9 protein-coding genes are annotated in these 12,405 nt (G+C 36.1%); 4 read left to right on the top strand and 5 right to left on the bottom strand.

Going from position 1 to position 12,405, the window contains the following annotated elements; all coding sequences use genetic code 11:
- Positions 1–40: 40 nt before the first annotated feature.
- From SJY44_RS14835 to SJY44_RS14825, 3 genes are all read right to left on the bottom strand, one after another.
- Positions 41–895: a hypothetical protein gene (locus tag SJY44_RS14835; RefSeq protein ID WP_396590327.1), complete on the bottom strand. Its 855-nt coding sequence runs from the start codon at positions 893–895 to the stop codon at positions 41–43.
- Between the two features lie 38 nt (positions 896–933).
- Positions 934–3,003, bottom strand: a complete 2,070-nt coding sequence (locus SJY44_RS14830) for a TonB-dependent receptor plug domain-containing protein (RefSeq protein WP_396590326.1) — start codon at positions 3,001–3,003, stop codon at positions 934–936.
- A gap of 96 nt (positions 3,004–3,099) precedes the next feature.
- Positions 3,100–3,477, bottom strand: coding sequence for a hypothetical protein (locus SJY44_RS14825; RefSeq protein ID WP_396590325.1), 378 nt, complete (start codon positions 3,475–3,477; stop codon positions 3,100–3,102).
- Positions 3,478–4,150: 673 nt separating this feature from the next.
- Here SJY44_RS14825 and SJY44_RS14820 point away from each other — a divergent pair.
- Together SJY44_RS14820 and SJY44_RS14815 are read left to right on the top strand one after the other, a co-directional pair.
- Positions 4,151–5,668 carry an FG-GAP repeat domain-containing protein gene (locus tag SJY44_RS14820; protein ID WP_396590324.1) on the top strand — a complete coding sequence of 506 codons (1,518 nt, stop codon included), beginning with the start codon at positions 4,151–4,153 and terminating at the stop codon, positions 5,666–5,668.
- Between the two features lie 131 nt (positions 5,669–5,799).
- The gene (locus SJY44_RS14815) at positions 5,800–7,563 is read left to right on the top strand and encodes an arylsulfatase (RefSeq protein ID WP_396590323.1); all 1,764 of its coding nucleotides are present in this window, start codon (positions 5,800–5,802) and stop codon (positions 7,561–7,563) included.
- Between the two features lie 135 nt (positions 7,564–7,698).
- Here SJY44_RS14815 and SJY44_RS14810 read toward each other — a convergent pair whose 3' ends face one another.
- Both SJY44_RS14810 and SJY44_RS14805 read right to left on the bottom strand, forming a co-directional pair.
- Entirely contained in the window at positions 7,699–8,538 is an 840-nt protein-coding gene (locus tag SJY44_RS14810; RefSeq protein ID WP_396590322.1) for a sugar phosphate isomerase/epimerase family protein, read from the bottom strand.
- A gap of 248 nt (positions 8,539–8,786) precedes the next feature.
- Positions 8,787–9,668 (bottom strand): AraC family transcriptional regulator, encoded by an 882-nt coding sequence (locus SJY44_RS14805; RefSeq protein ID WP_298930939.1) that lies wholly within the window; start codon positions 9,666–9,668, stop codon positions 8,787–8,789.
- A 234-nt stretch (positions 9,669–9,902) separates the two neighbouring features.
- Here SJY44_RS14805 and SJY44_RS14800 point away from each other — a divergent pair, with 234 nt between their 5' ends.
- Together SJY44_RS14800 and SJY44_RS14795 are read left to right on the top strand one after the other, a co-directional pair.
- Positions 9,903–10,982, top strand: coding sequence for a glycoside hydrolase family 26 protein (locus tag SJY44_RS14800; RefSeq protein ID WP_396590321.1), 1,080 nt, complete (start codon positions 9,903–9,905; stop codon positions 10,980–10,982).
- Positions 10,983–10,998: 16 nt separating this feature from the next.
- Entirely contained in the window at positions 10,999–12,405 is a 1,407-nt protein-coding gene (locus SJY44_RS14795; protein WP_396590320.1) for an MFS transporter, read from the top strand.

Raw genomic sequence — 12,405 nt, 5'->3', positions numbered from 1 at the left:
GATGGCCTCTTTAAAACAAACAATAAAACGGAAATATATTTTAGAACTCTAATTCAAAAAACAAACTGCTGCTTTCATTTTCTTCTGTAATGTCTTCTCCTTTTAAAACCTCTCCGGTTTCATTTTCTACTTTTAGATTTATTTTCCAGTACCCTGTCATGGTCAATGACAATTTTCCCATGTATGTATTTGAAGATGCGTCAAAAGTGAGGTCTTCATTATTTGGTGAACTATGGTTGCCCATGCTAGGCATTCTTGGATCAATATGTACTTTATAATTTTCCACAGCTGGGAATGACATCATGTTTTCCATTTTGAAGAGCATGGCTGAAAAATCATTGACCGCAACTTCTGGAGTCATGGGCATCATGGCCAAAACATATCTTGTATCATCACTTCCCATAAATACGTTTACTGTCTTTTTACCATCGGCGGGGGCATTGACTTCTATGCGTTCTGTTGCATTGTAAGTTTGTCCTTCAACGGTATATTCTAAGGTAAGCTCCCAATATTCATCAGCATTTCCAGGCATTTGAAATACAGTATAACCTGTGTAAACTGATGCATCATTGGTTTTTGAGACCGTAGAATTTGGGCAAGAGTGCATCATTGAGGTCATGTGCATTACGGGTTTCCAAGAAACATCGGCATTTGTAATATAGCTATCAGAAGCATCGTCCTTAATTCGGAAGAATAGTTCGTTATAACCTACGGAAAACTGTTGTTGTTCAGAATAAATTTCTACACTATGATTGTTGGCTTTAAAACTGGTCAACATATTAAAATCTTCCAATGGATTTTCTGATATAATAATTGGATCATCATTATTATCCGAACATGAACTAAAAGTCATTGAAAGTATTAGTGCGGCAAGGAAAAATTTAATTGCTTTCATTTCTATTATAATTTAAAGTATGATTATTGTTTTTGATTTTAATTGATTGCATAAGAAACGGTCATAAAAAAATTGCGTCCCATACGTGGTATATTGTTCCAATCTGTATATGTGGAATAGAATTCGTCAAAAATGTTTTCAACTCCTGCCTTTACATAAACAGTATCATTATTTACAGGGAACGATTTGCCCAATGCCATTGAAAAAACCGTGTAAGCATTACTGCGATCTTCTCCAAAGACTGGATTGAAGTTTACTTGATCTGCTGCTCCGCGCATTATGAGAGAACCAGAAAAACTTCCAGTAGTATATTGCACCATTGAGTTATAGGCAATTGGACTTATAAAGGGCAGATTTTGTCCATCCTGATCTGTCCCTCTATGGTAGGATATTAATCCTGTCCAAAGGAATTCTGGAGTAATTTCGTATTTGGTGTCCAAAGAAATGTTGTATAGGTCAGCATACTCCAAGTTCCTATAAACTTTGACCCCTTCAGCACCAATGGTCATAACACTCAAATCTGGATTTACCTCTCCGATGATAAAATCCATAGTATGAAAGTAATTGGCCTCAAGGCCTATATTTATTTTTTTAAGGGGCAATGATACTTTGACATTGGTTTCGATGGCCTTTTCATTTTTTAAATCGGGGTCACCTATATAATCATGGTTGTCAAAACTGTTGAACAGATAAAACCCAAAACCTTCCGAAACAGAAGGTGCACGATCACCATAGGAAAGTCCGCCATTAACATGAAGTGTTTTGAACTTTTTATGATAAGCCGCGGAAACACTTTTTAGAAAGCGGGTCTGTCTTTGATTCATTTCAGGGTAAAAAATTCTAAGACTGTTAAGCCCAAATTCATCTGCCACATTGAAACCTTGTATCGCCAATCTTGTTGAAAGTTTTAAGGAACTTTCTTTGAGACTGATTTCGTCCTCGGCATAAAACCCAGAATTTATCGTACGCACATCTGGCCAGGTTAACATGAACATTTCCCGCTCATTTGGGTTGTTGGGATACATGGTCATTTCTGCTAAGGAACGATTGTAGAAACCATCCAATTTCATTAAAAACTTATGATGGTTCAGTGTAAGTTCTGCCTGAGAGTAGTAGCCGTAGGTATCACTCCATCCAGGCATATCCATTCGTATGGGCACATCTGGTCTTTGGCTATCATCCATAATATGCGTTATGGAATTTGCATATAATTTGGTCTCCCAGTTTTTTAAATCACCTATGAAGCTGGATTGTTTCCAGCTTATGGAACCAATAAATGCTCTTGCCAATGAGACGTCCATTGGTAGAGCAGGGTAGCCTACATCCCTAGCTTCATCATAAATAAAACTGGCTAATATTTGTTGGTCATCCGAGACTTTATAACCTGCATTTGCGGATATATTGTATTTTTCAAATTGAGAGAATGCAACCTCTTCACCACCGCCTGCTGTATAATTTTCAGCCTTTCTATAAATAATATCAGTATCAACATAAAAGGCTTCATCGGAGTAATTCAGTTCGCCGCCTATAATTTGAGCTTCGTTATTGATTTCGCCACCAGTCTCAATAGAACCTACCCATCCTTTTGGAGTAAAGTTGCTTTTCTCTAGTCTTAAATCAATAGCGCCCCCTATGGTTGCTCCTTGTTCCGCGCCCTGTTGACCAGATGCCACATGAACATCGGAGAGGTTAGAAACATCTACATAAGAGGTTATGGGGTCCATTTTGTCTGTACATGCACCAAAAATGCGCATGCCATCAATGGTTACTGATAGGCGCTCTGAACTCATATCATTGAGGACCGGTTCCCACGCGTATGCACCTCTTTTAATCATGTTCACTTTTTTTGAGGATTCCAGATACTCATCTAAAGTGGATAAGGGTTTGTGATGTGATTTATGTTCCAATGCCTTGTTGTAAGAGGAAATTACTATTACCTCCTCTAGGTGCACAGGCAATATAGAATCTGTCACTAAAGCTACTTTTGGTTCTTGGGCAGCAATTTGCCAATGAAATATCATGGACAACAGAACTGCAAAAACTATTTTTTTGCCTTTTATGGCACCTATAATAGAATGGTGAAACCCAATGCTATATTCGGTTTTCATAAGATTGTATTTTAAACTAATTCAAAAGATAAAGGGTACGTGCTTTCTTTGGATGAGAAAACCATCCGAATAAAAAAACAAGTACAAAAAGCTGAATTAGGATACTTCTGGCGGTTCAGAAATCTCTGAGACGAATGCAGTTGAAATCAATAATGGGACAATTTTGAAATTGTCTTTTGAACTTTGATGGAAATCTCCCCCAAAATCAATTTGGGAAGACAATTTATGGAAGAAAATATGTTGAATTTCGGTTTGGGATTGTTTTTCTCCAAATGGGTTTTCCTCACTTTCCTTGGATTCTTGAGCAATCAATTTGGAGAGGTAACATTTTCCATCGCAATTCAATGCAGGTTTATCTCTGTTTTCACAAAGATTATTTACAATGTAATCATAGTTTACAATATACTCGGCAATAGGGTATAGGGGTTTGGCCAATATAGACAGTGAGAATAGTATGATTGCGATATTTTTCACAGTCCAAAAATAGCTTGACTGTCATTGGGAAAACATGATAATTATCAGAATTAAGATAAGAATATCTTTTTTTATTTTTTTAGCTGAGGATGAGTAAAAGAAAAAAGTCCTAAAACCATGCGGTTCTAGGACTTTTTAAATTTAGTAGAAACTAAAAGTGACCTGACTGGGGCTCGAATGTGAACTCCAATCATTTGATTTTCAAAAAGTTAAAATTTATATTTTTAATGTGTGTACCGATTTGCACACCTATCAAAAACGATATATCAAATGAACTTATTTGATTATAAATTTAACTAATTTTTTGGTGTAAATGACTGTCAACATTAATCCATCCGAAGAAAGAAAATATCTAATTGATCAAGTTTAGATAAAGGTGGGATTATTTACATGTATATATGGTCCCAACAAACGTTCGTGGCTGTTGCAGAACTCTGATAAACATCAATTTTTGCTTTTGCAAAGTGCGGAAATCCGTAAATGTAAAGAGTTGACAATAGCGGATTCTTGACACTCAACGGCCTCGAAGCTACAAGTTTAAGCCCCAGTTGATTCTTCTCTTATTTTGTCATTATCTACCTATAAATTTTCAGATTAACTGCTAAGCACTTGTAAAGCCAATCCGCAATAAGTCAAATACCTATATTTGATATTAAACAGCTAATCTTAAGACATGGCTATTATAAAATACAAAAACGATTACGCGTCAATACTCCGCCTAATTTTCTTTTCCGTATTGGCAGTGACCTTGACTTGTTGTGTATCTAAAAAGCGTGAAAAAGAAATGGCCCTCTACAACAAACATTGCACAGGATGCCATAGTGCACCAAAAATTGATGAATTGCCAAAAACGATTTGGAAAAATGCGATTCTTCCAGATATGTTTTCTAGAATGGAAATAGAAAATATAAATCAAGATAAATATCAAGGACCATTTATATCCGAGGCAACAACCTTCAAACCAAAAATTAGTGTGAATGAAATGGTAATGCTGGAACAATACATTCTTGATTCTGCACCTGATAAGTTAGTAGCAAACCGTATTCCCCAGTTAGAAAAACTGGAAGCGTTTGAGCAGATTCCAATTGCACTTGATAATCAAAATGGTGCATTAATCACATATTTAGCCTACAGGAATGATGACTCTGAATTATATTATGGTACAATAGCTGGGGAATTAAGTACTTATAACTTCAAGAATGAAGAAATAACCAAAAAGTTTCAAGGGGAAACGCCAGTTACTTGGTTTAACCAAAAAGACACCATTAAATATGTCACGGAAGTAGGTCTATTTGATCCCTCAGAACTGGAACAGGGAACCATCGTTAAAATAAGCGAAAAAGGCTCTCAAAACATGTTAGGCAAATTCCATCGCCCTGTCCATACTCTTGTCAAAGATTTAAATAGTGATGGTAAAGATGAGATAGTAATCAGCGAATTCGGAAATGAGACAGGCAAATTGTCCATGCTTGTTGAAAATGACAGAGCTGAGTTTGAGAAAAAAGTATTGCTGAACCAGTCCGGCTGTATAAGAACTGTTGCCAAGGATATGAATAATGATGACCTGCTTGATTTGGTTGTACTTACATCACAAGCAAGAGAAGGTATTACGATTTTGTATCAAAAAGAAGGTTTAAAATTTGAAGCAGAAAATATTTTAAAATTTAGCCCTGTATATGGTAGTAGTTGGTTTGAACTTGTTGATTACAATAATGATGGTTTTATTGATATTGTTACTGTAAACGGAGATAATGCAGATAAATCGTATGTGCAGAAACCATATCATGGCATGCGAATTCACCTTAATGATGGAAATAATAATTATGAAGAAGCTTTTTTTTATGCCCTAAATGGTGCTACTCGGGTGGCTTCATATGATTTTGATCAAGATGGTGACATCGATTTTGGTTTGGTAAGCTCCTTTCCTGATTATGAACGAGCTTCGGAAGCATCATTTGTGTATTTAGAAAATATGGACTCCAAAAACTTTGAATTCAAAACCAAAACCTTAACAGATCCGGATGCAGGAAGGTGGTTTTTAATGGATACTGGCGATATTGATCAAGATGGAGATAGGGACATCATCTTAAGTTCACTTACATATACCTTTTCTCCAACACCTGAAAAATTGTTAAAACGATGGTCAGAGACAAATGTAGACCTTATGATTCTAAAAAACAGGTTGAAATAAGTCGAAAACCCAATATTCTTAAGAAAGGAGTTTAAGTCATTACATGTTTATTTAAATGACAAAATAGTACTAGGAGGGATATATGGTATAGGTTAACTTTCTAGTATTAAATGATGTGAATAAAACAGAATATGAAATTATTTTATTTAGCATTGTCTTTATTACTTCTTACTGAAAATTCTTGTGCTAAAAAAGAAGATATTCAACGACCACCAAATGTAATTTTTATTCTTACAGATGATCAAGGTTGGGGGGATTTAAGCTACCATGGCAACACCAACATAGCTACACCATATATTGACTCCATAGCTTACCAAGGGGCCGTAATGGAAAACTTTTTTGTCCAACCCGTTTGCTCACCTACCCGTGCAGAATTATTAACTGGGCTGTATTACCCAAGACTTGGTGTTTATTCCACTTCTGCAGGAGGTGAACGAATAAATCTTGGAATTGCCACCATAGCTGAAGTTTTCAAAAGCGCCGGATATTCAACTGCTGCTTATGGTAAATGGCATAACGGAACGCAACCACCTTACCATCCACTTTCCAGAGGTTTTGACGATTATTACGGGTTTTGCTCCGGTCATTGGGGCAACTATTTTAGCCCAATGCTAGATCACAATGGCAAAATTGTACAAGGAAAGGGTTTTTTAGTTGATGATTTGTTCAACCATGGTTTGGAGTTTATTGAAAAGAATCAAAACAATCCCTTCTTTCTGATGCTTCCGGTGAATACACCACATAGTCCTATGCAAGTCCCCGACAATTATTGGGATAAATTTCAAAACAAAAAATTAGAAATGACCTATAATGGTGAAGAAGAAGAAGACCAACAATTCACCAAGGCGGCATTGGCAATGGTAGAAAATATTGATTGGAATGTAGGTCGCTTAAACAATCATCTTAAAAAAGCGGGATTGAATGAAAATACAATTGTTGTCTTTATGTCTGACAATGGACCAAATGGATGGAGATGGAACGGAGGTATGCGGGGCAAAAAAGGCTCTACCGATGAGGGTGGGGTCAAATCTCCATTATTTATCAAATGGCCCGAGAAAATTGCCGCTGGAAGTAAATTCAAACAAATAGTGGGGTCTGTAGATTTACTGCCAACATTGGCAAATTTGGCGGAGGTCCCTCTAGCTGATTCTTTAAATTTAGACGGAATGGACTTCAGTTCTAATCTGATAATTGGTGAGGACAAAGTGATTGATAGGGTTATCTATAACCATTGGCAGGGCAATACAAGCATACGTACCCAAAAATATCGTTTGGACAAAGAGAACCGACTGTACGATATGGACAATGACAGAGGACAAACAACGGATATTTCTGAAAATGCGGCACCAATACGAGACTCTCTGATTGTGCTTAAAACCAATTGGGAAAAAGAGGTTGGTGCTTTAGAAAGCCATCAAAAAGAAAGGCTTTTCCCTATAGGTGCTCCAGGTTATGGTTTTACCCATTTACCTGCAAGGGATGGTGTAGCACATGGCAATATAGAAAGAAGCAACCGTTGGCCAAATGACTCCTTTTACACAAATTGGAAAAGTTTAAATGACTCAATCACATGGGATGTTGATGTCTTAAAAGCCGGGACTTTTGAAGTATTTTTATATTACAGCTGCAAACTAGAAGATGTTGGCACGGAAATTCAATTGCAATTGAATAATAAAAGCATAACTACAATAATCAATGAAGCTCATGACCCTCCCTTAATTGGTGCAAAAATGGATAGGTCACCCAGAATGGAATCGTTTGTAAAATATTTTAAAGCAACTAAAATGGGGGAAATTTCCATAAAAAAAGGATCCGGTCAGTTGAGTTTAAAGGCCATCAACATACCTGGTAATTCATCCATTGATTTTAGGCTATTAAATTTTAAACGATTGTAAAACCTCTCTTTTTTGAGGGTAATGACATTTTTTTTTGAAACAACACAGCTGTTGCAATTGTCATCAATAAAATAAAGATTGGCAAACAGACGACAACAAATACTATTGTCATGGAATAGATTAAAAGTTCAATGTTTACTTCAAAATAGTTTTTAAGAACTCCAGGCTTTCTGGAACTTGGTTTTCAACGTTTGTTGACTCATCTTCTATGAACATATACTTAATGCCCAATTCACGAGCCTTCAAGACTATAGATTTTATATCGATTGAACCTGTACCTAGAACAACGTTAGTATCATCATCAGCACCTCCTGTGTTATCCCCAACAATGCCTTTTTCCATATCTTTTAGATGCATTAATTTGAACTTGGAAGGGTACTTCTCTAAAAGTTTTAAAGGATCTTCACCTCCATGCCGTGTCCAAAAAACATCCATTTCGAAGTCAAAATTTTTGGAATTCTCTACCATGTAATCAAATAAGGTTCCGTTTTTGTATGGCCTAAATTCATAACCGTGAATGTGATAAACTAAGTTGATTCCATTCTCTCTTAACAACTTTCCTGAAGTGTTAAAAATAGCAACGGCCTTTTGCACATCTTTAATTGTGAAATTATTTCCTTTGTGAAGAATCCAGGGGCACATGGCATATTTTGCACCAAATGCTTTAGCTCTATCAACTGCCATTTGAGGATTATCGCGAAGCTCGTCCTGATTGGTGCCCACACTTACAGTATTCAAATTATATTTTTTGAGCAAGTCAATAAAATGTGATTGTTCAAGCCCGTACGTGTTTTCACCACCTTCAATAGTGGTAATACCCCAACTTTTAATCAATTTCAGCGTTTCTGGAACGTTTTCTGAAAATTGGTTTCTTAAACTATACAACTGGATTCCTACTTCTTGTGCAATACCCTGATTAGCACCAATCATAGTAATCAGTAATAATAAAACAACGAATCTGTATTTGGTATTCATTTGCAATTGTTTAGTATAAGTTAACAAACTTCCTGCTTTGTTACATTCTATTATGGTTCTACGTATGGCTTAATCAATAGTTTTTGCAAGTCATTCTTCATCATAAACCTTAGAAGTTTCAATAATCTGTATGATTCCTTTTTAAAAGATCTTCAAAAAATATGAAATTCAGAAACCTCTTTTGGGAAACATGAAGATTTTGACAAAAAGCGATATGAAATTGAAATTAAATGATAAACAACTGACTTTTACAGGACTCTTTTAATCCCTAAAAAGTCCTCGCGGTACTTTGTTGGAGTGCATCCTTTATTTTTTTTAAAAATTCGATTGAAGTTTGCAATACTATTAAACCCACAGCTGTAAGCTACCTCTGATATACTTTGATCTTTTTCTATGAGTTGTCTTGAAGCATAACCAATTCGTATATCATTAAGATATTCTACAAATGTTTTACCCGTTCTTTTTTTGATGAATCTATTAAATGAGACCGAACTCATATTCAATAAATTGGACACGTTGGAAAGTGAAATTTTGGAATCATAATTTTTCTCTATGAATTGGTGTAGCCTCTTTAGCTTTTCGCTATGCTCATAATTTTCTGGTTCCACGGAAGTAGTAGACAGCATTCGCTGGTTTCTAGAAATGGAAAGGTCATATAAAATGGAAAAAATCTCTAAAAAATAATCTATACTATCCAATTTTGATACTTTCTTAAGTCTTGGTTCCAATGCTAGACAGGTGTTCCTAGAAAATACAATACCATGATTGGCTCTTTCAAACATTTCTCTTATTGGTTTCATTATACCCCTACTCAAAAATTCTTCTTGAAATAGATTATCATGGAATTGCACAGTAATCTCACGAATCTTTTTGCTCTCGCATTTGTGCTGTTCCCATACATGATAAAGGTTGGGTCCAATCAGTACTAAATCCTTGTCGGTAATCTCTTCCAAACTGTCCCCCACAGCTCTTCTAACACCAGATGCATTTGAAATAAAGTTTAGCTCATACTCTGGGTGATAATGTATGGGGTAGTCAAATAGCTCCTTGGTGCGATCAAAAACTAAAAAACTGTCTTGGGGTGACATTTGAATTATTTCTCGATGTGGTTTTTGAAAGATATGTCCCATGGTTGTAATTATATAGCAAAATGATAAAATAGTATTGAAGATACGTGTAAATGTAATCTATTTTTGAACATACCTTATTTTGAATTAATACCAATCAATGACCAATTTTAATAACAAAAAATAATATTTAATCCATTGTTTTATCAATTTTATAATTATTTAAGCAAATTTAATTTTAAGCCTTTTTGCGGTAAAGCTATTTACTTCAATTCATGTGCTTATATAATATTGATAATGTTTTCTTTTTTATCATGCAAAAGTGTTCTTAGATCATCTGCGGAACAAATTGAATTAAGCGACATGAATGCAGATGAAAACGCAAAATATCTTATGGTTCGAATAAAGGAAATTGCGAAAACAGGCTATGCATTTGGCCATCAAGACGCAACTGCCTATGGGATTGGATGGAAGAATGATGGCGAGCTGTACAAAAGCGATGTTAATGAGGTTACAGGAGATTTTCCTGGTGTTTATGGGTTTGAACTAGGGCACCTTGAACTTGGACACACTCAAAATCTTGATACGGTCAATTTTCAATTAATGGCTAAACTAATAAAGACTGCGTATGAAAAAGGTGGTATACTGACTATAAGTTGGCACCCCAACAACCCTACAACAAAAAAAAGTGCATGGGACCCCACTAGTTCTGTTTCCCACATTTTGGAAGGCGGGGTTTTAAATCCAAAATATAGAGGTTGGTTAAACAGGTTGGCAGATTTCCTAAACTCTTTGCGAACAAAATCGGGTAAGGCCATACCAGTCGTTTTTAGACCATACCATGAAATGAATGGCTCTTGGTTCTGGTGGGGCAATACTAGTTGTACTTCCGCAGAATTTAAACAATTGTGGCGGGAGACTTTTGATATTCTTACTCAAAACCATGGGGTGCATAACCTTATTTATTGTTATGCCACAGATGCTGTGGATAACAAATCAGAATACTTAAATTTCTATCCGGGAGATGACTATGTTGATATGCTTGGCATTGACTTATACCATAAGAAAACAACCGAGGATTATATCGAACTTTTAAATGATAATCTAGGGATGCTTGCTGAAATTGCAAAAGAAAAAAACATGCCTTTCGCACTTACAGAAGGTGGTTTGGATGGCGTAAAGGTGGAAAACTGGTGGACGGAAGTTTTGGATAAAAATATTTCAAATAAAGGACTATCATGGGCCTTGGTTTGGAGAAATGCCTCATTAAATCACTATTTTGCCCCTTTTGTTGGACAATTGAGCAGTAAGGATTTTATAAGATTTAAAAAATTACCCCATGTCCTTTTTTTACAGGAAACAAGTGAAATACGATAATGAACACTCAAAATGAATGGAAAAGCTAAAACTTAAGGAAAAAATTGGATATGGTTTTGGTGATTTTGCATCATCCATGTTTTGGAAGATGTTTGGCGTATATCTCCTTTTCTTTTATACCGATGTTTTTGGCATATCCGCAGCAGTGGTAGGAACCATGTTTTTGGTCACACGGATTTTTGATGGCATTAATGACCCGGTAATGGGGATTATTGCGGATAAAACAAACACAAAATGGGGAAAATTCAGGCCATACCTACTATGGATGGCAATACCTTTTGGGATTTTTGGAATACTCACATTCACCACTCCTGATTTCAGCACATCTGGCAAAATCATCTACGCATACACTATGTATTGCTTGATGATGATTGTTTACACCGCAATTAATGTTCCATATGCTTCTTTAATGGGCGTGATGACCTCAAATTTGAAGGATAGGACTTCATTGGCCTCGTTTCGGTTTGTCTTTGCTTTTGCTGGAAGTATATTGGTTTTGGCTACTGCAGAACCTTTAGTTGATTATTTCAGTACCATCAGTGGTTCTGAAGGTACACAACAAGCTTGGCAATACACCATGATTGTTTACGCCCTTATAGCGATAGGGTTCTTTATAGGTACTTTTTATCTAACTAAAGAAAGAGTTCAGCCCCCAAAAGATCAAAAAACTGCGATAAAAACAGATTTAAAGAATCTGGCAAAGAACAAACCATGGTTTGTTTTGTTAGCAGCTGGGGTCTGTTCATTGATTTTTAACTCCATACGTGATGGGTCGGCCATTTATTATTTTAAATATTATTTTACAAACCAAGATGCGTTCCAGCTTCCAGTAGTAGAAATCGCCATTACATTTAGCACCTTATACCTCGTTCTGGGGCAAGCAGCCAATATTCTAGGCGTAATTATGGCGAAACCTATTTCGGACAAAATTGGCAAGAAAAAGACCTTTATTGCTGCAATGCTGTTAGCTTCCCTCCTAAGTTGCGTTTTCTTCTTCTTGGGTGAGTCTGATATGACTTTAATCTTTGTTTTTCAGTTTTTGATAAGCATCTGTGCTGGCATTATTTTCCCGCTACTTTGGTCCATGTATGCAGATATAGCTGATTTTTCCGAATGGAAAACAGGTAGAAGGGCAACAGGATTGATATTCTCATCCTCATCCATGTCCCAAAAAATGGGATGGACCCTTGGAGGCGCCCTTACAGGATGGATGTTGGCATTTTATGGATTTGAAGCAAACGTAGTTCAAACTGAGGCCGCTAGGACAGGTATCCGCTTAATGATGAGTTTCTTGCCCGCGGCAGGAGCTCTGTTCTCGGCAATTTTCTTGATTTTTTATAACCTAGATGACAGATTAATGCTAACCATCAACCTCGATTTAGCTTCAAGAAAAAACAACAATAACAGTAACAGCATTCAATAG

The sequence above is a fragment of the Allomuricauda sp. R78024 genome (assembly GCF_044596045.1).
Taxonomy (GTDB): Bacteria; Bacteroidota; Bacteroidia; order Flavobacteriales; family Flavobacteriaceae; genus Flagellimonas.
This window is presented reverse-complemented; position numbering and strand designations above follow the sequence as displayed.